At 66.0% G+C, this 20,674-nt stretch carries 16 protein-coding genes and 1 pseudogene; 3 read left to right on the forward strand and 14 right to left on the reverse strand.

Annotated elements, in window-relative coordinates; translation table 11 throughout:
- Positions 1-58: 58 nt before the first annotated feature.
- The gene (locus ACFE65_RS15470) at positions 59-691 is read right to left on the reverse strand and encodes a tyrosine-type recombinase/integrase (protein WP_375383266.1); all 633 of its coding nucleotides are present in this window, start codon (positions 689-691) and stop codon (positions 59-61) included.
- A 304-nt stretch (positions 692-995) separates the two neighbouring features.
- Here ACFE65_RS15470 and ACFE65_RS15475 point away from each other — a divergent pair, with 304 nt between their 5' ends.
- The gene (locus tag ACFE65_RS15475) at positions 996-1,886 is read left to right on the forward strand and encodes an alpha/beta fold hydrolase (protein WP_375383267.1); all 891 of its coding nucleotides are present in this window, start codon (positions 996-998) and stop codon (positions 1,884-1,886) included.
- 163 nt (positions 1,887-2,049) lie between these two features.
- Here the strand turns inward: ACFE65_RS15475 and ACFE65_RS15480 are convergent, their stop codons facing one another.
- The 12 genes from ACFE65_RS15480 to ACFE65_RS15535 form a co-directional block, all read right to left on the reverse strand.
- Positions 2,050-4,395 (reverse strand): xanthine dehydrogenase family protein molybdopterin-binding subunit, encoded by a 2,346-nt coding sequence (locus tag ACFE65_RS15480; protein WP_375383268.1) that lies wholly within the window; start codon positions 4,393-4,395, stop codon positions 2,050-2,052.
- Positions 4,395-5,405, reverse strand: coding sequence for an FAD binding domain-containing protein (locus ACFE65_RS15485; RefSeq protein ID WP_375383269.1), 1,011 nt, complete (start codon positions 5,403-5,405; stop codon positions 4,395-4,397). The genes ACFE65_RS15480 and ACFE65_RS15485 overlap by 1 nt, the downstream gene beginning before the upstream one ends.
- A 4-nt stretch (positions 5,406-5,409) precedes the next feature.
- Positions 5,410-5,913 (reverse strand): (2Fe-2S)-binding protein, encoded by a 504-nt coding sequence (locus ACFE65_RS15490; protein WP_375383270.1) that lies wholly within the window; start codon positions 5,911-5,913, stop codon positions 5,410-5,412.
- A 395-nt stretch (positions 5,914-6,308) separates the two neighbouring features.
- Positions 6,309-6,644, reverse strand: coding sequence for a Spy/CpxP family protein refolding chaperone (locus ACFE65_RS15495; protein ID WP_375383271.1), 336 nt, complete (start codon positions 6,642-6,644; stop codon positions 6,309-6,311).
- Positions 6,645-6,741: 97 nt separating this feature from the next.
- A complete protein-coding gene (locus tag ACFE65_RS15500; protein ID WP_375383272.1) occupies positions 6,742-7,311 on the reverse strand; it encodes a hypothetical protein in 570 nt (189 codons plus the stop codon).
- A gap of 305 nt (positions 7,312-7,616) precedes the next feature.
- Positions 7,617-8,744, reverse strand: coding sequence for a dipeptidase (locus ACFE65_RS15505; protein WP_375383273.1), 1,128 nt, complete (start codon positions 8,742-8,744; stop codon positions 7,617-7,619).
- Positions 8,741-10,303 (reverse strand): serine hydrolase, encoded by a 1,563-nt coding sequence (locus ACFE65_RS15510; protein WP_375383274.1) that lies wholly within the window; start codon positions 10,301-10,303, stop codon positions 8,741-8,743. The genes ACFE65_RS15505 and ACFE65_RS15510 overlap by 4 nt, the downstream gene beginning before the upstream one ends.
- Positions 10,300-11,355, reverse strand: a complete 1,056-nt coding sequence (locus ACFE65_RS15515; RefSeq protein WP_375383275.1) for a DUF1611 domain-containing protein — start codon at positions 11,353-11,355, stop codon at positions 10,300-10,302. The genes ACFE65_RS15510 and ACFE65_RS15515 overlap by 4 nt, the downstream gene beginning before the upstream one ends.
- A gap of 5 nt (positions 11,356-11,360) precedes the next feature.
- Complete coding sequence (locus ACFE65_RS15520) at positions 11,361-13,676, reverse strand: TonB-dependent receptor (protein ID WP_375383276.1); 2,316 nt, start codon at positions 13,674-13,676, stop codon at positions 11,361-11,363.
- Positions 13,677-13,791: 115 nt separating this feature from the next.
- Positions 13,792-15,093 (reverse strand): peptide MFS transporter, encoded by a 1,302-nt coding sequence (locus tag ACFE65_RS15525; protein ID WP_375383277.1) that lies wholly within the window; start codon positions 15,091-15,093, stop codon positions 13,792-13,794.
- A complete protein-coding gene (locus tag ACFE65_RS15530) occupies positions 15,090-16,097 on the reverse strand; it encodes a dipeptide epimerase (protein ID WP_375383278.1) in 1,008 nt (335 codons plus the stop codon). Before ACFE65_RS15530 ends, ACFE65_RS15525 begins: the two co-directional genes overlap by 4 nt.
- Positions 16,097-18,118, reverse strand: coding sequence for a serine hydrolase domain-containing protein (locus ACFE65_RS15535; protein WP_375383279.1), 2,022 nt, complete (start codon positions 18,116-18,118; stop codon positions 16,097-16,099). The genes ACFE65_RS15530 and ACFE65_RS15535 overlap by 1 nt, the downstream gene beginning before the upstream one ends.
- Before the next feature lie 129 nt (positions 18,119-18,247).
- Between ACFE65_RS15535 and ACFE65_RS15540 the strand changes: the two genes are divergently transcribed.
- Positions 18,248-18,934, forward strand: coding sequence for a helix-turn-helix domain-containing protein (locus ACFE65_RS15540; protein ID WP_375383280.1), 687 nt, complete (start codon positions 18,248-18,250; stop codon positions 18,932-18,934).
- 266 nt (positions 18,935-19,200) lie between these two features.
- Positions 19,201-20,031 carry an aldo/keto reductase gene (locus tag ACFE65_RS15545; protein WP_375383281.1) on the forward strand — a complete coding sequence of 277 codons (831 nt, stop codon included), beginning with the start codon at positions 19,201-19,203 and terminating at the stop codon, positions 20,029-20,031.
- Between the two features lie 202 nt (positions 20,032-20,233).
- On the opposite strand, the pseudogene ACFE65_RS15550 reads toward ACFE65_RS15545, so the two are convergent.
- Positions 20,234-20,584, reverse strand: a pseudogene (locus tag ACFE65_RS15550) (MBL fold metallo-hydrolase); the annotation flags it as partial.
- Between the last annotated feature and the right edge of the window lie 90 nt (positions 20,585-20,674).

Genomic DNA, 20,674 nt, shown 5'->3' on the forward strand with positions numbered 1-20,674 from the left:
GCGCGCTACATCACCGCCAACACCAATGCCGCGCAGCGGCTTCGTGCCCTGGGTCCGCTCAGACCTCAGTGCGTTCGGCGAGTTCCAAAGCGTCCTCCACGTCAACGCCCAGATAGCGCACCGTGCTGTCGATCTTGGCATGACCGAGGAGGATCTGAACGGCGCGGAGATTGCCTGTCGCCTTGTAGATGATCGATGCTTTCGTGCGCCGAAGCGAGTGCGTCCCGTAATCCTGAGCCGGAAGGCCGATGCCGACCACCCACTCGTGTACGAGGCGGGCATATTGCCGCGTGCTCATGTGGGCCATGTAGTCGTTTCGGCTCGGGAAGACGAAGTCGTTCAGCGTCCCGCGGCGTCGCTCCAACCATGCCCGCATCGTCTTTCGTGCCGTATCCATCAGTTCGAACTGAACCGGTCGTTTGGTCTTCTGCTGAACCACAACGGCCCGGTCCCGGACGCGCCCGCCGGAAACTACATCGCCGATCCGCACCTTGACCACATCACAGCCGCGCAGCTTGCTGTCGATGGCGAAGTCGAACAGCGCTCGGTCGCGCAGTCGTCTATGCTGGTCGAGCCAGAAGCGAATGGCCCAGACCTGTTGCTGTTTCAGCGCCCGCTTCGCACCGATAAGCCGGCCCTCGTTCCAGGGTCGAAGTTCGTGAAAGGCGGGGTCCATCGACGAGTGACCCATCGATCATCTCCATCGGGCCGGATCGGCCAATCGAGAGTACGTAGGCCCGGTAAACCGGCGGTTCGGAAATGTGGTTGATCGGTCGTGGGAAATGCTGAACGAGCGGCGGGTTTCTGGCGGCGCCTCTTAGTCGCTGAGTTTCCGCACCTGGGTCGAAGCCACAAGCCCGGCCAGCAGACTTTGGCCTGAGCTGGCGGTCAACCGCCCAGCTGCTGGCCTTAAAGGTCCTGCGCTACTTTGCGCTCATGCTGTACTTGCGCCGATGTCACTGGTTCTACACTTTCGTTGTCAAAGGAGATTGAACATGAAGCAAACCTTGTGGGCGGCTCTGGTTCTTGCCGCCTGTTCGGGAACAGTGCTCGCGCAAAATATGCGTCCGCGCGATGTCGATGCCTTGCCCGCTTTTACGCCAACGCTGGTCGCCGCCTATGGCAACGATCCGCTTCAAGTCGGAGAGTTGCGGCTTCCGGCGGGCAAGGGTCCGTTCCCGGTCGTTGAGGTAGTTCACGGCGGCTGTTGGACGAAGGGGTTCGCGACTCGGAAGAATACCGCCGCTCTCGCCAGTGCGTTGACCGCCATGGGATACGCCACCTGGAACATAGAATATCGCCAGGTCGGCGATCCGGGGGGAGGTTGGCCTGGAACGTTCAAGGACTGGGCCGCCGCGACGGATTATCTGCGGGTCCTCGCCAAATCTCAGCCAATCAGTCTCAAGCGCGTGGCGGTTGTCGGTCATTCCGCGGGCGCCCATGCCGCGCTCTGGATCGCATCGCGGGCCAGCTTGCCAGCCGCAAGCGACATCGGCTCGGAGCATCCGCTTCCGGTCAGCATCGCTGTGGCCATCGATGGTCCGGGTGAGCTCGCTTCATTCGTCGGAGCGGATGCGGAAATCTGTGGGAAGCCGGTGATCGCGCCTCTGATCGGCGGGCTGCCCAAGGATCAGCTAGCCCGTTACCGCTTAGCATCCCCTTTCCAGAACCTCCCAACCTCGGCCCAGGAGTATCTCATTGCCTCCGTGGTGCTGACGGCCGACGCCGCAGAGCATTATCGGACCGTGGCCGCTACAAAGGGTCAAGTGGTACGTGTGCTCAACGTCAAGAACGGTGGTCATTTTGACATCATTGCACCCGATTCGGCCGCTTGGAAGCATCAGGTCGAGCCATTCGTCGCGACGGCGCTGAGAGAGACCAAGTAGAGCAGCCGGACATAGTGCTTCTTCATCTGTGCCTCCGCGGCAATCAGTGCGGTTGTGAGGGGCCGATTGAGACAGCGGAAGCCGTCGGCGCGTATCTGAATGGGCGTCCGGAGTTGGGTAGCCGCAATCAGGCTATGAGCGTCGGCATTTGGGTCGAAGTAGCTTAGGCGACGAGCAGCTTCTCAATCCGCACGGGCAGCTCACGAACGCGGACGCCGGTGGCGTGCCAGACGGCATTGGCGACGGCCGCGTTCAACCCGACATTTCCCAGCTCGCCCAGGCCCTTGATGCCCAGATCGTTCACCTTCTCGTCCTGCTCGGGCAGGAATATCGTCTCGACGCGGGTAATGTCCGCGTTCACCGGGATCAAATACTCGGCCAGGTCGTCGTTATAGTAGCGCGCGGAGCGGCGATCGATCTCGGTCGCTTCGTGCAGCGCGGCACTGATGCCCCAGACCTGGCCGCCCATCAGCTGGCTCTTGGCGGTCTTGGGGTTCATGATCCGGCCTGCGGCATAAGCGCCGACGACCCGCGACGCGCGTACCTCGCGGGTCAGGCGATGGACGCGGACCTCAGCGAACTGCGCGCCGAACGCGAACTGGATGCGGTCCTTCATCTTGGCGCCGCCGGCGAGCTTGCCCTGGCCCTTGTACAAACCCTGCAAGGCATCAGGCTTGACCCCGTGAGGGATATTCTCGGCGTAGGCCTCAATTGCGCCGCCGGCGGCGCGCGCCATCGCTTGCGCCAGAGGCTCGGTACGGCCATCGGGCGCGGTCAGCTTGCCGTCGGCCAGCACCAGCGATGCCGGCGCGACGCCCGCGAACGGCGCGCTGGGGGCGACGGCGGCGCGGACGATGCGCTCGCGGATATCGGCGCAGGCCTTGGCGACGACGTTGCAGACGCTAGCCGTGCTGTTCGAGCCACCGGCAACGGGGGAGGGCGGCAGGCGGCTGTCGCCGACCTCGACCGTCACCTGGTCGAGCGGCACGCCGAGCTGGTCGGCGGCGGTCAGCGCGATCACCGTCATCACGCCCTGACCGATCTCGTGCGTGGCGGTCTGCACGACGATGCGGCCCTGCGGCGACAGCGTCACGCGGGCCGAGGCCGCGCCCATCTGCGTCGGGTACATCGACGAGGCGCAGCCCCAGCCGATCAGCCAGTCGCCGTCGCGCATCGAGCCGGGCTCCGGCGTTCGCTTCGCCCAACCGAACGCGGCGGCGGCGGCATCGAAACACGGCATCAGCGCGCGGCTGGTGTAGGGGAGGCCCTTGATCGGCTCGACCTGCGTGTCGTTGACCCGGCGCAGTTCGACCGGGTCCATCTTCAGCGCCACCGCCAGCTCGTCCATCGCGGACTCCAGCGCGAACAGATACGGCGTCTCTGGCGGCGAGCGCATGAAACCCGGCGTGTTGCGATCGGTATGGACGATCGTCACGTTCGAGTCCACGTTGGGGCAGGCGTAGAGCCGCGTCGACGCGTCGGTGCCCGCGACCTTGTAGTCGTCAGGGCGCGAGCTGATCTCCCAGCCCTCGTGGATCAGCGCCTGGAGTTTTCCGTCGTGGCCGGCGGCGAGGCGAACGCGGTGGCGGGTCTCGGCACGGTACGTCGCGATGGTGAACCCCTGCGACCGCGTCGCCTCGAGCCGCACCGGGCGACCGACCCTCTTCGCCGCGAGTGCTACGATCGCGGTGCGCTGCGTCAGCGATCCGCGCGAGCCGAAGGCGCCGCCGACGAAGGGCGACACCGTGCGGACCTTGTCGGCCGGAATGCCGAGCTGTTCGGCCAGCCCGTTCTTGAAGCCGTACATGTTCTGCGACGATTCCCAGACGGTCAGCTCGTCGCCGTTCCAGGCGCAGGTGGTGGTGAACAGCTCGATCGGGTTGTGATGCTGGGTCGGCGTCTCGTAATGCTGGTCGATCCTGACCGGCGCGGCTGCGAAGGCGCCTGCCGCGTCGCCGACCTTCGGGTTCTCGTCCTCGCTGTCTTCGCCTTCCTTCGACTTCGGCTTGGGGTTGGTCAGCCCCTCCTTCAGTCCGGGGCTGTCGAAGGTTGCCGAGGGGCGTTCCTCGGCATAGCTCACGTCAAGCCGCTGCGCCGCGTCGCGCGCCGCCTCGAAACTGTCGGCGACCACCAGCGCAACGATCTGACCGGCATGCTGGATGCGATCCGATGCGAGCGGGGCAATCGAGCTGCCCATATAGCCTTGACCGGAGAAGGTTTTGCCCGGCTTGATCCGATCGCCGACGTTCCGAAAGGTCAGGATCTCGAGAACGCCGGGCACCCGCCGTGCCGCCGTCTCGTCGATGCGGGTGATCCGCCCGCGCGCGATCGCGCTGGTGCGCAGATAGCCATGCGCGGGCTGGCGACCGCCATCGATGTCGGAACCGTAGCGAGCGCCGCCGGTGACCTTCAGCCGGGCGTCGACACGCGAGGTGGCAGCGCCGATCGCGGGCTTGGCCGCATCCTTGGGGGCGAGCAGCATCGGCTCGGATGGGGCGGTGACGGACATCAGACCTGCATGCTCCCGACCTGCATCAGCGCGCGCACCAGCGTGCGCCGTCCAAGCTCGATCTTGTAGCGATTGTGTTCGTGTGGCCGGGCGCCGGCATAGGCGGCGCGTGCCGCCACGTCGGCATTCGCCTCGGTCAGCGGCTTGCCCGCGAGCATCGCCTCCGCCTCGCGCGCGCGCCACGGCCGATACGCGACGCCGCCCAGCCCGATCCGCGCCTCGCGCACCGTATCGCCGTTCATGTCCAATGCCACCGCCGCGCTCGCGAGCGCATAAGCGTAACTCTGACGATCACGGACCTTTACATAGGCCGAGCGACGCGTCCACGGGCCTGCGGGCACGACGAAGCCGGTGATCAGCTCGCCGGGCACCAGCACCGTCTCCGCCTCGGGCGTGTCGGCCGAGCGGTGCAGCTGCTCGAACGGCAGGGTGCGTGCGCCGTTCGGGCCGAACAGCTCGACGCTGGCGCGCAGCGCCACCAGGCCTTGCGCGAAGTCGCCGGGATATTGGGCGATGCACCGCTCGCTCACGCCCAGCACCGCATGCTGGCGGTTGACGCCGTCGAGCGCCGCGCAGCCGCTGCCCGGCACGCGCTTGTTGCACGCCGGCCAGCTCGGCTCGCGGAAATACTGACAGCGCGTCCGCTGCAACACGTTGCCGCCCAGGCTCGCCATGTTGCGCAATTGCGCGGAGGCGGCGAGGTTGAGCGTGTCGGCGATCACCGGATACTCGCGCCTGACCATCGCATCGTCGGCGGCCTGCGCCATCCGGACAAGCGCGCCGAGCCGCAGCCCCTGCGGCGTCGCCTCGATCCGCCCGTGACGCGTGTCGAGCGCGTTGACGTCGACCAGCACGCCCGGCTGCATCGAGCCAAGCTTCATCAGATCGAGCATCATCGTGCCGCCGGCGATGAACTGCGTCCGGGCAGCGGTTGGGGCTCCCGGCGGGCCTGCGGCAGCGCGCACCGCATCCGGCACGTCGGCGGCGCGAACATAGTCGAAGGGTCGCATTGGCTCAGGCCTTCCGCATCAAGGGCGCGGCCTGCTCGATCGCCGCGACGATGTGCGGGTAGGCGGCGCACCGGCACAGGTTTCCGCTCATATATTCGCGGATCTCGCCGGCGTCGCGCGCGTGGCCCTCGTCGATGCAGGCTACCGCCGACAGGATCTGGCCGGGCGTGCAATAGCCGCACTGGAACGCGTCCTGATCGATAAACGCCTGCTGCATCGGGTGGAGAGTGCCGTCGGCCGCGGCCAGCCCCTCGATCGTCGTCACTGGTTCGCGCACCATCGCCGCCAGCATCAGACACGACAGCGTCCGCTTGCCGCCGACCAGCACCGTGCAGGCGCCGCACTGGCCATGGTCGCAACCCTTCTTCGATCCGGTCAGGCCGAGATTGTTACGCATGGCATCCAGCAGCGTCGTGCGGCTGTCGACCGTCAGGCGGTTCGTGCGCCCATTTACGGTCAGCGTGACCGGCAGCATCTGCGGTCGTGCCTCGTCGGCCGCCGGCGCCACGGCGGCTCCGCCATGATTAGCCGAAGACAGCAGCGCCGTTCCAACCACGGTCGCTTTCAACAGGTCGCGTCGGTGAACGCCGGAGGCGGACAGCGGGGTCTCAGTGGACATGAAGCGTCAACGCCGCTGAATGAGCCCGTTTCCGTGATCTTCCTCACGCCAAAGGAAATAACGACGGGTCGGCAGGATCGGCTCCATGTTGAGGACCGAACCCGGCGCGGTCGTCGCATGATCGTCACCTACCTTGATCAGGGGTGGAGCTGAACCAGCGACCGCAGTGGAGAAGCGGGAAGAAGGCCGCGAACGACGGCTTTGTGGGTCAACCGGCAATTGCGGCGCTTAGCGGAGGAGTACTGCCGGATGCCTCGCGACAACGCTGTCGCAGGTCTTCGAGATCATCGGCCGACTTGCGGCGCCTCAGGCGGGGGGAGGGATCGGGCGTCGAAGACGTGTTGTTGCTCCGGGCTCAAGGTAGCGTAGAACGTCTTCAGCGCGCGTGACTGCACTTGCAGGTCTTGCAGTTCTGCCCTGAGCTCCGCCTCAACCAAATCCATGCGCTGGGGTGCATGGAGCGACGGAAACAGGCGGACCGCAGCCAGTCGCCGCGACTGTGCGCCAGTCGGGCCCGACACTTCATCGCTGTAGGCCTGCCAAGCCACCTCTTGCTGCGCGTTCAGCTTTAACGCATCGTGTAACGCGTTCAACGCCGAGGTGCTTACGGTCTGGGCCAAAGCGTACGAGCCATGAAGACCGGCCCAGCATACGAGGCCTAGCGCCAACCCGCGGACGGAGCCCGTCGACATAAGCCGGCGGCCTACGCCGACCGACTCAGCGACAGCCATTGGTGACCCAGTGGTACTGGTTGTCGCTCTGATTCCATACCCAGCGCCCGCAGACCTGCGAAGATGATGGTACCGATGAAGCCTGCGGCGCACCGTTTTGCACGTCTGTTCCCTGATCGTACAACGGGGCAGCCGGCGCCTCCGTTGGGTACGAGTAGGCCGGGTACCCGTAGTAACCATAGCTAGGGTAATCCCAGAACCAAGGGTCGGCGTAGTATCCAAGGTACAATCCGAAGGCCGGTCCGTAGAAGAACGGCCCACCAAACCGGAAGCCATACCCGTAGCCATAGCCACGGAAGTACCCGTATCCGCGATAGCCGCCACGGTAACCGCCATAGCCGCCGCGGTATGCTCCCCCGTAGCCTCCACGATAGTTGCCGCCGCCGATGCCACCGGCATGGAAGCCGCCGCCGCCGCGTCCTCCTGGTCCGCGTGCCGACACCGCGATCGGCGTACATAGCAGCGCCGCTGCCACAATGATGCCGGTTGCGCTTTTCATCGTCCGTTCCTTTGCCTGCAAGGCGTCCTGCCGCGGATGCTGCTCCAGCGAGATCAATCTGCAACGACGCAATCTCCCAAACACCAAAAGCGATCCGTCAGACGTGACCCGACCAGAAAAAATGCCAGAATAAGCAAGGCTTACGGCTGACCGCACCTTCGGTTCGCTTGCTCGCGAGATCGATCGGGTGCGCTCGGGCAGTCTCACCCGCCTACGCGCGCCTTGTCGGACCATAGCCAAGCGACCTGTACGAACGGCCGATTTCGAGCGGCGGTAGCTTGCTCTCGACGGGCAGGTATGGGTCTTCCTAGCTGCGAAGCTGCCGGGAAGAGCTGCCCTCTATAACGAGGTTGCTTCGAGCGTCACGTTAACCCGCGTTCACCGGCCCGCGCCTGCACCGCCCCTACTAGGCGTAGAAGATTACCGCTCCACAGCTTTGCAAGGTCGTCTTCGTTCAGCCCTGCCTTGAGCAGCCGCTCGGTAATCCGGGGCAGCGCGGAAATGTCGTCAAGACCAGGAAAGCCGCCGCCGCCGTCCCAATCCGCACCAAATGCGACGTGGTCGATGCCAGCCACGTCGATCACATGAAGCAGCGCAGTGATGCACCGATCGAGATCCATGCCCCACATCGGCTCCGGAAGCGTGCGCCATCTCCGGGCGAGGTCGCGTTGCGCGACCGTGTCGAGCTCGTACACGCGTCCGCACTCACGAAAAAGCGCGCGTCGCTGGGGGCTGACGGACATCGCGCATAGAAATATCGTCGCGAAGCCGATTACCCCGCCCGCCGCCGCCAGCGCCCGCAACCGATCGTCATCGATGTTTCGCGGGGTGTCGAAAGCGCTACGCGAGCCTGAATGCGACAATATGATTGGAGCCTTGGACCCTGCTAGTAGTGCGTCGAACGCTGCGTCGGAGGCATGGCTCGCGTCGACGACGATCCCAAGTCGGTTGGCTTCGGCAAGCCAGTCTTGCCCGAGTGGGCTGAGCCCGCCCCATCGAGCGTCGCCAGTGGCCGAGTCTGCGAGCTGGTTCGTTATTGCGTGAACCGGACCGGCCATCCGTATGTCACGCGCATGAAACTCCGCGAGGCAGCGGACATCATCGCCGACGAACGAGCTGTTCTCGATGCTCTTGAATGCGATACATCGCCCCGCCGCATGCAGCCGGCGAGCGTCGTCGGCGGTGCGCGCGAGCCCGATCCGATCGGGGTAGGCGGCGATCGTAGCGTCGATCAGGTCGGACCGCGCTCGTGCCGCCGAGAGCGCGGCCGCATAGCCCGCCGCATCGAGCAGCCCTTGCTCGACATAGGTCACGAAGAAGCCGCCCGACAGGTTGCCGTCCTCCATCCGCGGCAGGTCGAGTTGCGCGATATCGCTCGCAAGATCGTGTTCGTCGCCGAAACGCCAACCCGGACGGCCGAAATGCACGGGTGCATCAAGGTGCGCATCCATCGTCAACAGCCGTCGGTGCAGCGCAGCGCCGGCGCTCACGGAGCCTGCTTGGGGGTGAGGAGCAGGTCCTGATAGTCCCAGCTGAAGTCCGCGATCGGCGACACGGGCTTTACCGTCGCCCGCGCCACCTTGCCCTGGGCGTCGAGCGCGAAGCTAATGTAAGCCGGCTCGAGCGCGGGATCGTCGAAACGGGTGACGAACGTATCGTACTGATAATGCTCCAGACGTCCCACCATGCGCGGGGTGGAACGGAAATCGATGTGTAGCCCGTCGGTGGTGCTCGTCACGGCGACATCGCCGTACCATGGGTCGGTGAGCGTGCCGGCGTAGCGCGCGAGCGGCAAGGACGGGCCGATCGGCGCGGGTGTGGCCGTTGCCGCCCCGAGCGCCTTCAGCCCCCCGCTGACCAGCCGCTTCTTGTAAGCGATCCAACGCTCGGGCCACGCCTGTGCGGGCACTCCGAGATAGTGGTCGATCAGCTCGAACATCAGTCCCCGCGCCAGCTCGCCGTCCTCGCTGTTCATCTCGATCGAGAACCCGACATTACGGTCGGGGAGGAGCACCACCACCGTCTTGAAGCCGAACACCGCACCCGAATGCCAGACGAGCCGCGCGCCGTGGTAATCCTGGATTTCCCAACCGGGCGCGTACAGCGAGTAGCTGGGGCCGCTCCCGGCAACCTCGGGCGGGGTGGGATCGATAGGCTGGATCACCTGCGGCCGCCACATCTCGTCATGGGCCGCCTCGCTGAACAGACGGCCGCCATGGGGCAGGGCACCGTGCGCGAGCTGGATCCTCAGCCACTTGGCCATGTCGTTGGCGCTCACCGCCATGCCGCCTGCCGGTGCACCGCTCCGCGCGAGTTCATCCCGCTCGTCGAGCACCTGCTGGTCGCCGGCACCGCGCAGCCCGCCGTTCAGCCGTGCATGGGGCCAGGCGCGGTCGGCGGTGGCAAAGCGCGGCTCGCTGTCGGTTGTGGCGCGCGTCATGCCTGCCGGGATCAGCACGTGCTCGCGGACGTAATCTTCCCAGCGCTGGCCGGTGACCGCTTCGATCAGCTGGCCCGCGACCATGTAGAGTACGTTGTCGTAAGCGTAGCCGCTGCGAAAACTCGTCGCGGGTTTGAGGAAGCGGATGCGGCGCACTGCCTCGGCGCGGGACAGGTTGCTGCGGGGCACGAACAGCAGGTCTCCCTCGCCGAGCCCCAGCCCGCTGCGATGAACGAGCAGGTCGCGGATGGTCATCTCGCGCGTGACCCAGGGATCGTACATCTGGAAGCCGGGCAATCTGTCGGTGACCTTGTCGTCCCAACCGATCCGCCCCGCGTCGACGAGCGTCGCGAGCGCGGCGACGGTAAACGCCTTCCCCGTCGATCCGGTGAGGAAGATCGTGTCGGCGTCGACCGGCTCCGGGCGGTTCAGGCGGCGCACGCCATAGCCGCGCGCCAGGGTCGTGCGGCCATTTTCGACAATGGCGATCGCCAGGCCCGGAACGCCCACTTGACGCCGCAGTGCTTCGACACGCGCGCCGAACCCGGCAGGAGGATCGGCCAGCGCCGGCGAGGCGAGCAGCAGGAGCGGTATGAGCAGCCGCTTCATGACGCGAGGCACGCGTCGAGCAACCGCTCGAACCGGGGGCCGCGGCGCATCGGGTCGGCGGTGGGCAGTGCCAGCCGAGCTTCCGTTTCCGCCATCACGGTCTCCGCTTCGTCCGCATCAAGCGCACCCGTGTTGAGGCTGACGCCGGCGCAGCGGATCGTCGGGCTGGTCAGTCGGCCGAGCGCGACAGTCTGCGCGATCACCGCCTCGATCGAGGGTAGCGGAAAGCCGGGATAGCCCAGGATTTCGTTCCTTCCAGGGTCGTGGCAGACAATGAACAGATCGGGCTGGCTGCCGTGAAGCAGTCCCAAGGAAACTGCAGCATAGGCGGGGTGGAACAGCGATCCCTGACCTTCAATCACATCGACGTGCGCTGCTGCGGCAGCGGGGCTGAGCATCTCCGCCGCGCCGGCGATGAAGTCCACTACCACCGCGTCGATCGGGATACCGTCGCCCGAGATCATGATTCCTGTCTGACCCGTGCCTCGGAACTCGGCGTCGACGTTACGATCTTGCAGGCCCTGCGCGAGCGCGAGCGCGGCGTACTTCTTGCCCAGCGCACAATCAGTGCCGACGGTCAGGATACGCCGCCCAGTGCGGCGCACACCGCTCGCGATAGGTATGTCCGCGGGCGGGGTGCGTACGTCGATCAGCCGACGGCCAAGCCGGTCGGCGGCTTCAGCGAGATCAGGGACATCGCGCAGCTTGACGTGCAGGCCCGACACGATGTCCAGCCCCGCGGCGAGGGCCTCCAGCAGCGCCGGGACCCAAGAGAATGGAATGACGCCGCCGACGTTCGCGACGCCGATCACCAGCGCACCTGCGCCTCGCGCAACCGCCTCGCGTGGCATGAGTGGCAGCAAACCCGCGGATACCCGCCCACCCGGCAGCGCCCACTCCCCAACGCACCGTTCCGCGGCCCAGTCTCGCAATCCGAAAGCCGTCTTTGCATAGCCAGCTTCCATGACGTCGCCCAGAAACAGCAACAGCCCCGGCGCTCTGGGCGGGATCGCCTCCGCCGGAAGGTTGACGATTTCGGCCAGGGCGGTCATGTCGTTCAGAAGCCGGTCGTGATCGCGAGGCCGACGGTGCGCGGCCGGATGACGCTGGTCAGCGTCGCCCCGTTGGGGGCATTTCCGTTCACCGTGACAGACGTGATACCGGCCGAGTTGGTCAGGTTCTTGGCGTAGGCTTCGACCTCGAAGCGGCCTAGGTCCACGCCCGCGCGCAGATCGACCACCTCGTAGGCCGGAATCTGCTGTTGCCGGCCATATGTCGCGCGGAAGGCGGCATTGAAGTCCGCATTCTGCTTGGACAGCGATCGCAGCGATGCGCCGACGAACGCCTTGGTCTGGCCGGTGAGCACCCAGTCGTAGTTACCGTCTACGCCGACGCTGATCTTGGGCACATAGGGCAGATGGTCGCCCGAGAAGCCGCCGACCAGAGGCCCGGTGTCCTGCGTCAACCGCGCACGCGTGTAGGCGCCATTGAACGACAGGTTGAACCCCTGGGTCGGACGCAGGCCCATCGTAAACTCGACGCCGTCGCTCACGGCCTTTCCACCATTGGCGTTCAAGCCGAACCCGTTGACGATCGTCAGCAGCTGGATGGCGTTCCAGTCGATATGGAACCCCGCGATGTCGAGCGAGAAGGCGCGGTCGGCGGTCTCGCCCTTGAACCCGCCTTCGTAGCTGGTGACGGTGTCGGGGCCGTAGCTGCGTGGCGTGTCCGCACTTGCACCGGCGGGGAGGACGTTGGGTCCACCCGGGCGATAGCCTTTGGCGACCCGGCCATAAATCGAAGCGTGAGAGTTCAGGTTGAACTTGGGCGCGACCGAATAGGTGAACACGTCATCCGACGAACGCGTCTCGGGGAAAACCACCGCGGTCGCCGCACCGACCAGCAGTCCGAGGTTGGTCTGCGTCGAACGCTGGACGTTGTGGCTGTACCGGCCGCCTAGCGTCAGGTCGAACAGCTTGCCGAAGTAGATCGTGCCGTTCGCGAAGCCGGCATATTCGCTGTAGGTGGACGGTACGCTCACGTCCGCCAGCAGCGGTAGACCTGTAACCTGCGTCAACGTGCCGGCATTGTACGCCTGATACTGCTGATGGATGAGGCCGCGTTCATGCGTGTAATAGCCACCGAGCAGCCAATCGAACACCGTGCTCTTGGACGAACTGAGCCGCACTTCCTGCGTGAACTTGCGGTTGGTGGTCTGCTGCGGGAGCGCGAAGTCGGGCGTGCCGAGCGCTCCCTTCAGCGCCGAGTTCAGATATACGGTCTCGTCAGACCGGAAATTCTGGTCGAGCGTCGCATAGCTGGTGACGGACGTCAGCGTCGCAAAGCCGAGGTTGAGGTCCGCCGTTCCGTTATACAGCCGGTATGCCGTGTTGTGGAATTCGGGCGTGAACTCCGCGCGGGTCAAGCCGCCGTAGAGAGGCTGCAGGGTGAAAGGATCGCTCTCGACGCCGTCGGTGCCGTGCGTTGCGATGTTCTGCAGGAGCGCGCTCACGCGTACGCTTAGGACGTCGCCCGAACGGAACAGCAAGGAGGCCCGGCCGCCGTAACTCTTCGCGTCGTTGATGTCGTCCTGCCGAGCGGATGCGCGAACGACGGGGCCGGCGGCGGTGGCGACAGTCAGCGATGTGCCGACCGAGTCTATGAAGCCGCCGTATTTGCGGTAGAAGCCCGTCGCGCGGATCGCCAGCGTCTCGGCGATCGGCAGATTTACCATCAAGTTGCCGGCATAGCCGATCTGGCCGCCATCGGTAGCCTCCACCGATCCGCGCGCCCGCGCCTCGACTTTGGTAGGGTCAGGCGCGTTGGTGACGAACTTGAGCAGGCCGCCCAGCGAGTTCGCGCCGTACAATGTCCCTTGCGGCCCGCGTAGTACCTCGATCCGCGACAGGTCGAACGTGTCGAAATCGCCGGCCAGGACACCCGCATTCGCCAGTCCGCTGCTCGACCCGAACGGGGTATCGTCGACATAGACGGCCACGGTCGAGGCAACGCTGCCGGTGTTGATACCGCGCAGGATCAGACGGCCGTTGCCCGGCTGCGTCTGGCTGAGCTGCAGCCCGGGAACGAGTTTGAGATAATCCTGGAACGTCGACGCCTGCTCGTTCTCAAGCGTTCTACCGCTCACGACACTGATCGATTGCGGTACCTGGAGCAGAGTTTGCTCGCGCTTCTGGGCGGTGACGATGACGTCGTTGCCGGCGTCGGAGAGCTGGCCGTCCCGCGCTGGTTGCGACACATCGGGGCGCGAGTTGGTTGCAGGGTCGCTCGACGACGAGACCTGCGCCGCCGCGGGGACGGCCGTCATCGCGCCTGCGACAGTGGTCGAGATCAGGAGCATGGATCGGATCGACATCGGTGTTCCCCCTTTCGTCGCGGCCCCGGCGATGCGACGTTACGGCCCTCAAGAAGGCGGAATGCTTTGCATTCTCAATCCTTACCGGGACATAATGTCCCAACTGGAGAATCTGTCAAAGGTTTTCGGTTGCGGCCGCCTGATCACGCTCGATGCGGCGCCATAGCGGATCGGCGGACCGGAGCAGCACGGCGGCGAGGACACCGAGCGCTGCGAGCAACAGGAAGTAGTCCGCGTGCGGTACTCGACCCCACAGGGTCCCGACGATCCCCGCGAACAGGCTGCCGCTGAAGATCGTCAGGAACCAGGCGGCGACGGTGGTGGCGCCCTGGCCGGCCGGGGCGAGCCGCGCGAACAGCCCCAGTCCGGTCGGCAGGATGAACAGCTCGCCCAGCGTCAGGATGACGAAGAACAGGACCAGCCACAGCCAACCGGCTCTCATGCCGGCATCGGACCAGTCGATCGCACCGAGCAGGAGGTAGGCGCCCGCGACGATCAGTGCGCCGGTAGCCATCTTGCGGGTGGGGGACGCTACTCGCCCGGCGTCTGCGCGGCGCTTCCACGCGGCAAGCAGCGGCGGTGTCATCACCATGACGAGAAGCGAGTTCAGCGACTGGAACCAGGTCATCGGAATCGAGTGGCCGCCAACATGGCGATCGACGCCGACGTCGATCCACAGCGCCACCGTGTTGCCGACCTGCTCGTAAGCACCGCGGAACACGGTGACCGACAAGGCGACCGCGACCAGCAGCAGCACCGTTGTGCGATCGAACTGGCCGCGCTCCACGGGCGCCGTCCGGGCCGTGCGAGGGCGCTCTGGCGGCAGATAGCGTTGCCCCCACAAATAAATTAGCAGTCCTGCGAGCATCCCGATCCCCGCCGCCCCGAACCCGTAGTGCCACCCGTACAGCTCGCCCAGCGTTCCGCATGCCAGTGGCGCAAGGAACCCACCGACGTTCACTCCAACGTAGTAGACGTTATATGCCCAGGCGCGCCGAGGATCATCGGCGGCGTAGAGATCGTCGATCTGGCTGGGCAGACTCGGCAGGAACAGCCCGTTGCCGAGTGCGATCGTCGCGAGCGCGGGGTAGAAGAGCCCATGAAACGTCATCATGAAGTGTCCGGCGGCCATCGTGCTCGCGCCGATGATGATCGCGCGCCGCTTGCCGAGATACCGGTCGGCGATGACGCCGCCGACGATGGGCGTAAAATACGCGCATGACGTGTACGTGCCGTAGATCAGCGACGACGCGTTCTGCCCGATCAGCAGCTCCTTGGTCATGTAATAGACCAGCAGCGCGCGCATGCCGTAATAGGAGAATTGTTCCCACATATTGGTCAGGAACAGGATCGTCAGCCCGCGGGGCTGGCCGAACCACGGCGATGGCTCGTGCGTCCGCGTGGTCGCCGCCGTCATGCGGCCACGGTCTCGGGCGATCCCCACACTTCCGGCCCGGACCAGACCATGCCGTCGCGATACTCGACGCTTGGCGTTCGATCCTCAACAATGAAGGTCGGCCCGTCGAGGTCGACCAGGTCGCACGATTGCCCGAGCACGAAGCCAGGCGCGGTAGCCAGACTGCTGCCCACCATCGTCCCCACCATCACACCCAGCCCGAGCCGCCGCGCCTCCGCGACCATCATCAGGCCTTCGGTAAGCCCGCCGCACTTATCGAGCTTGATGTTGATGACGTCGAACCGACCCACGGCGGCCGGAACGTCGGCGAGCGATACGACGCTTTCGTCGCCAGCGATCGGGATGGGTGACTCGAAGCCTTCGAGCTCGACTTCCCGGCCGCGCGCGAGCGGCTGTTCTAGCAGCTCGATGCTAGAGGCCGCCAGCATTGCGACAAGGGCGGGGAGCTGGTCGCGCGTAAAGCCCTGATTGCCGTCGACGCCCAGCCACGCATCGGGCCGGGCCGCGCGGATCGCTCGCACCCGCTCGGTGTCGAGCGCAAGATCGCCGGTCAGCTTGATCTTGATCGACCGGGCGTGCGCGTGCCGGCGCGCGTCCGACGCCATCGCGGCGGGCTCGTCCGCGCCGATCGTGAGAGTGGTTCGCAGCGGCCGAGGGGGAGACAGGCCTGCGAGCTCCCAGACCGGCTTGCCCGCGCGCGCCGCCTCCAGCTCCCAGAGCGCGCAGTCGACCGCGTTTCGCGCGCCGCCGGGCGGCAGGATCGTACGTAGCTCCTCGCGTGTCGGTCCCGCCTCGATCGCAGGACGCACCCGGTCGAGCGCAGCGCGCATCTCGGGCGGATTGTCGCCGAGGAAGAACACCCCCGACGCCTCGCCGCGACCGGCCAGCGCGCCCTCGCGCAGCGTGACGGTCAGTATGTCGGACGAACGCCAGACGTGCCCGGCGATGCGGAATGGCTTCGTCAGCTCCAGCGTGCCGGGCACGACCTCCATGGACAGCGACATCAGTATTTCACCGTCATCGCGATCAGCCCGAAGGTAACGGCCAGATAGAGCACCACGAGCGTCGCGACGAAGACCAGCACGCTCCACAGCTTGCGCGTCCAGCGCCGGCCATCGCGCCAGGTGAGCACCATGTTCCAGGCTGCGATCACGGCCGCGCCGGGAAAGATGATCACGCCGGCTATCTGCAGCAGCCACAAGCCGCCATCCAATCCGCCGGGCTGAGTCGAGTAGCCCCCGGCCAGCGAACTCACAAGGATAGCCCAGCCCACCAGCACCAGCAGGTCGAGACCCGTCATCAGTCGTGTCGCTCGATATGCCCGCAAGGCGGGGCCGGTCACGGCCGCTCGTGCGCCGTACCGCCGACGGATCAGATAGCCTGCGGGCCAGTAGAAGAAGCTGAGCAACAGCACCGCGAGGCTGGCGTAGAGGGCTGGGAGCAGCCACGCGCTCGACCTGCTGAACGGCACGCGGTCGAACACCTCGAACGGCGATGCGAAGTCATAGCTCCAGCGCACCACCGCGCCGTCCTTGACTTGGGCAGCGAGCCGGTCGTGGCCGAACGCGTCGCGCCAGACGAACGGCGCGACCTCCACCCACTCGCGCGGACGGCCGTTCGCGCCGAGAACGGAGGGCACGATCAACTCGCCCTTCGGACCGACGCCGATCTTTGCCTGGCCGAGCAGCGACGTGAGCGACAGCCAGCTGCTCTGGCCGCGGCGGCTGGCCCACCACAGGCCGGACATCATCCGCGCATGTTCAGCACTGGTCTTCGCATCAATGCGGCCATCGGGCCCGGCGACGTTGGGGAAGTACCGATCCGCGAAATCCTGGAACAGCGCGGTGCGCAGCGTCTGCACCGCGGCGGCCTTGCCCGGGCTGTTGAACGAAACGTAGAAGCCGACACCCTCGCGCGTGAACAGGTGCAGGGAAGTGTGGAAGGCCTCCAGATCACCCAGATGGCCGATCACCTCGCGCCCGTTGATGTTCGTTTCGAAGAAGCCGAGCTCCATGCGGCTGAGCGGGGGGATCAGCGATCGGAGGTCGACGTGCGCAAGGGGGCTGTCGTGCATCTCCTGCGCCGTCGCGGGAGACAGGATACGCGCGCCGCCCAACTGTCCATTACCGAGATGCGCGAGCATGAACCGCGCCATGTCCACACCGCTCGACGCTAGCGCACCCGCCGGTGCTGGTCCCACCAGCTCGTAGGGCGTGACCTGCCCGGGTTTGGCGTAGCCCGTTGCCATTAACGGACGCAGCGCCGGCGGTAGCGGCTGGCGAAAACTCGAGTGCGTCATGCCAAGCGGTACGAAGATGTGCTGTTCGACATAGGCGTTGAACGGCTCGCCTGACACGCGCTGGACGATGTAGCCCGCAAGTGCCGTGGCGTAATTGGAATATGCCGGCGTCGTCCCAGGCTCGAAGATGCGCTCGGGTAGCGCCGCCTTCAGATACTGGCCGAGCGGCTGCAGGCCTTTGGGATCGAAGAACACTACTCCCTTTCCCGATTCCTCAAAACCGGCGGTGTGCGTCATGATCTGACGCAGCGTGATCGGTTTGCCGTCTCGAGGCGGGATGCGGAAATCGAGATAGGTGTTCACGTCGGCGTCGAGGTCGAGCTTGCGCTGGTCGACGAGCTGCATGACCGCCGTCCAGGTCACGAGCTTCGACACCGATCCCGGACGGAACATCGTACGTTCGGGGTCGACCGGCGTACGCTTGCCAACGTCCGCATAACCGAAGCCGCGTGCGGTGAGCACCCGCCCATCCTTGACGATCGTCACCACGGCGCCAGGAATGTCCGCGGTACGCAGAGCGTAGGGCATGTAGCCGTCCAGCCAAGTGTCGGCATCTGCCTTGTCGAGCACATGTCCGCCGGTCGTGCCGGCCACGGCGGAGGGGGTTGGCCGGGCGATGTCGCTTGGGACAAGCGGCGGCGCGAGCGGCGCGCGCATCTGCGCCGGGGCGATCGTGGCGGCAGCGATGCCGGCCAGGGCAAGGGCAAAGGACCTCAGATACCCCATGTTGCACTTCCCCTTTTCGCGGCGGGATTGCCGCTGCCGATGGTGGCCGGTATAACTGGCCAGTCAATGTTCTGATTGGGACAGTGTGATCCCAGTCAGAGAATAGGTCAATCGTTAGGATCGCCTGCCGTGTCATCGCTCAACCCCACGCTTGGTGCGCTGTTGCGAGGCCTGCGGGCTCGTCAGGGCTGGACGTTGAAGGAGATGAGCGAGAAGAGCGGCATCCCGATCTCGACCCTTTCCAAAGTCGAGCACGACCGACTGACGCTGACGTACGATAAGCTCCAGCAGGTGAGCCGGCGGCTCGGTCTGCGCATGTCCGAACTGTTCGCCGAACCTGCCGAAGACGCCGTTCAGCCCGTGACCGCGCGCCGCAGCCTTGGCGACGTTAGTCGCGCGGTGCGCGTCGAAACGCCAAACTACGACTATTATTATCTATGCACCGAACTTCGTCGCAAGCGGATGATCCCGGTATTGACAAAGATCCGCGCGAAAAGTGTCGAACAGTTCGGCGACTTGGTCCACCATGCGGGTGAGGAGTATATCTATGTGCTGCGTGGGCGCGTGACGGTGGTCACGGACCACTATGATCCTGTCACGCTCGACGAGGGACAGTCGATCTATATCGATTCGAACATGGGACATGCCTATCTCGCCGGCGAAGGCTGCGACGAGGCCGAGGTTCTAGGTGTCATGTCGAGCGCCGACGACGAATTGATGCGGGCGCTGTTCACGATCCATGAAGAGCAAAAGCGGGCTGAACCGATCGCGTCCGCCGTGCCCACGAAGTCCCGCCGCAAGGTGAGCGTGATCTGAAACCGGCCACATGGACATTCCTCGATCGAAGGCACGCCCGACGCCCGAGGAGTAATGCCTCTGGCGCCCACCCGCTGGCGTAGCGCGGATAATCCCATGGCAACGACCAGCCGTTCTACTCTCTTCTCGACCTCGCGGCGCGTCTTGAAGGTGGCATTGAGAAGGTCACTCTGATGGTCGTTCGCTCGTGCCGCCGACGGTGGTCGAGATCGCATGGCAGGAAGCAGGGGAACGCATCGCGTCTGCCGGTCGGGCGTTGACCATGGATGAGATCGATCCGCTTCCCCGACGGCACCGAAGTTCCCGCGCTCGGCCAGGGCACCTGGATGATGGCGGAGCATCCTAACCGCCGCGTCGACGAGATCACCGCGCTGCGGGCCGGGATCGAGCTCGGCATGACGCTGGTCGACACCGCCGAGATGTATGCCGACGGCGAGTCCGAGCGGCTGGTCGGAGAGGCGGTCGCCGGCGTCCGGAACCGTGTGTTCCTCGTCAGCAAGGCCTATCCGCACAACGCCTCGCGTGATCGGCTGCCGCGCGCATGCGAGGCGAGCCTGGAGCGGCTGGGAACCGACCGGCTCGACCTCTACCTGCTGCATTGGCGAGGCAGCGTGCCGCTCGCCGAGACGGTCGACGCGATGGAGCGGCTGGTCGACGCCGGCAGGATCATGCGCTGGGGCGTCAGCAACCTGGACGTCGACGACATGGCGGAACTGGTCTCCGCCGGCGGCGATGCGTGCGCGACCGACCAGATCCTCTACAATCTGACTCGCCGCGGGCCCGAGCGTGACCTGCTGCCCTGGCTCGCCGGACGCGGCACGCCGGCGATGGCCTATAGTCCGGTCGAGCAGGGCCGGCTCGTCCGCGAGCCAATGCTCGCCGACGTGGCCGCGGACCTCGGTGCAACCCCTGCGCAGGTTGCGCTCGCCTGGATATTGGCACGGGGAGACATCATCGCCATCCCGAAGGCAGGCAGCGTCGCGCATGTGCGCGAGAACCGTGCCGCGGCGGAGCTGGTACTCGCGCCGGAGACGATGGCCCGTCTCGATGCGGCGTTCCCGGCGCCGCCTGGCTCCGTCCCGCTGGAGATGCTCTAGCCGCCCGTCGCCGGCTCGAAGTCGTAGACGCCGCCGGGCGTCGCGGAGACGAAGCGCCGCGGGCGGATCGACGCCGCCGAGAGCGCTGTGGCGAGCGCCAGGCGGGGTGCCTCGCGCGGCTCGTCCGTGAGCTGGAACGTTCCCAGTGGATGCCTAGGGCGTGGCGCGCCTCGACGTCGCGCAGGATGCGCACCGCCTCCGCCGGGTCGACGTGCTGCGCGCGCATGAACCATCGCGGCTCATAGGCGCCGATCGGGATCAGCGCGACGTCGGGTGCGCCGAGACGCTCCCGGACCTGCTTGAAGATGGCGCCATCGCCATAGCCGGTGTCGCCCACGAACCAGACCGTGCCGGCGGGGGTGTCGAGGAAGTGTCCGCTCCAAAGCGCCATCCGCACGTCGGTCGGCCACCGGTTCGCCCAATGATAGGCCGGCGTGAGCGTTGTCGACAGGCCGTTGCTGAGCGTGAGCCGGTCCCACCAGTCGCCGACCACGCAGCGCGCGTCCGGCACCGCCGCCCGGAGAACCGCGTCGTTGCCGAGCGGCATCGCCATCAGCGGCGCATGGGTGGCTTGCAGCCGCTGGAGCGAGAGGTGGTTCGGGGAATCTGCACAGCGGGGATAAGTGGATTGCCGATCTGACAG

This window comes from uncultured Sphingomonas sp. (assembly GCF_964237335.1).
GTDB lineage: Bacteria > Pseudomonadota > Alphaproteobacteria > Sphingomonadales > Sphingomonadaceae > Sphingomonas.

Bases quoted from the DNA above. Each gene is read 5' to 3' on its own strand.
- ACFE65_RS15525 (WP_375383277.1), bottom strand. From the start codon at position 15,093: ATGACGGCGGCGACCACGCGGACGCACGAGCCATCGCCGTGGTTCGGC.
- ACFE65_RS15530 (WP_375383278.1), bottom strand. From the start codon at position 16,097: ATGTCGCTGTCCATGGAGGTCGTGCCCGGCACGCTGGAGCTGACGAAG.
- ACFE65_RS15520 (WP_375383276.1), bottom strand. From the start codon at position 13,676: ATGTCGATCCGATCCATGCTCCTGATCTCGACCACTGTCGCAGGCGCG.
- ACFE65_RS15515 (WP_375383275.1), bottom strand. From the start codon at position 11,355: ATGACCGCCCTGGCCGAAATCGTCAACCTTCCGGCGGAGGCGATCCCG.
- ACFE65_RS15485 (WP_375383269.1), bottom strand. From the start codon at position 5,405: ATGCGACCCTTCGACTATGTTCGCGCCGCCGACGTGCCGGATGCGGTG.
- ACFE65_RS15535 (WP_375383279.1), bottom strand. From the start codon at position 18,118: ATGGGGTATCTGAGGTCCTTTGCCCTTGCCCTGGCCGGCATCGCTGCC.
- ACFE65_RS15475 (WP_375383267.1), top strand. From the start codon at position 996: ATGAAGCAAACCTTGTGGGCGGCTCTGGTTCTTGCCGCCTGTTCGGGA.
- ACFE65_RS15480 (WP_375383268.1), bottom strand. From the start codon at position 4,395: ATGTCCGTCACCGCCCCATCCGAGCCGATGCTGCTCGCCCCCAAGGAT.
- ACFE65_RS15510 (WP_375383274.1), bottom strand. From the start codon at position 10,303: ATGAAGCGGCTGCTCATACCGCTCCTGCTGCTCGCCTCGCCGGCGCTG.
- ACFE65_RS15545 (WP_375383281.1), top strand. From the start codon at position 19,201: ATGAGATCGATCCGCTTCCCCGACGGCACCGAAGTTCCCGCGCTCGGC.
- ACFE65_RS15470 (WP_375383266.1), bottom strand. From the start codon at position 691: ATGGGTCACTCGTCGATGGACCCCGCCTTTCACGAACTTCGACCCTGG.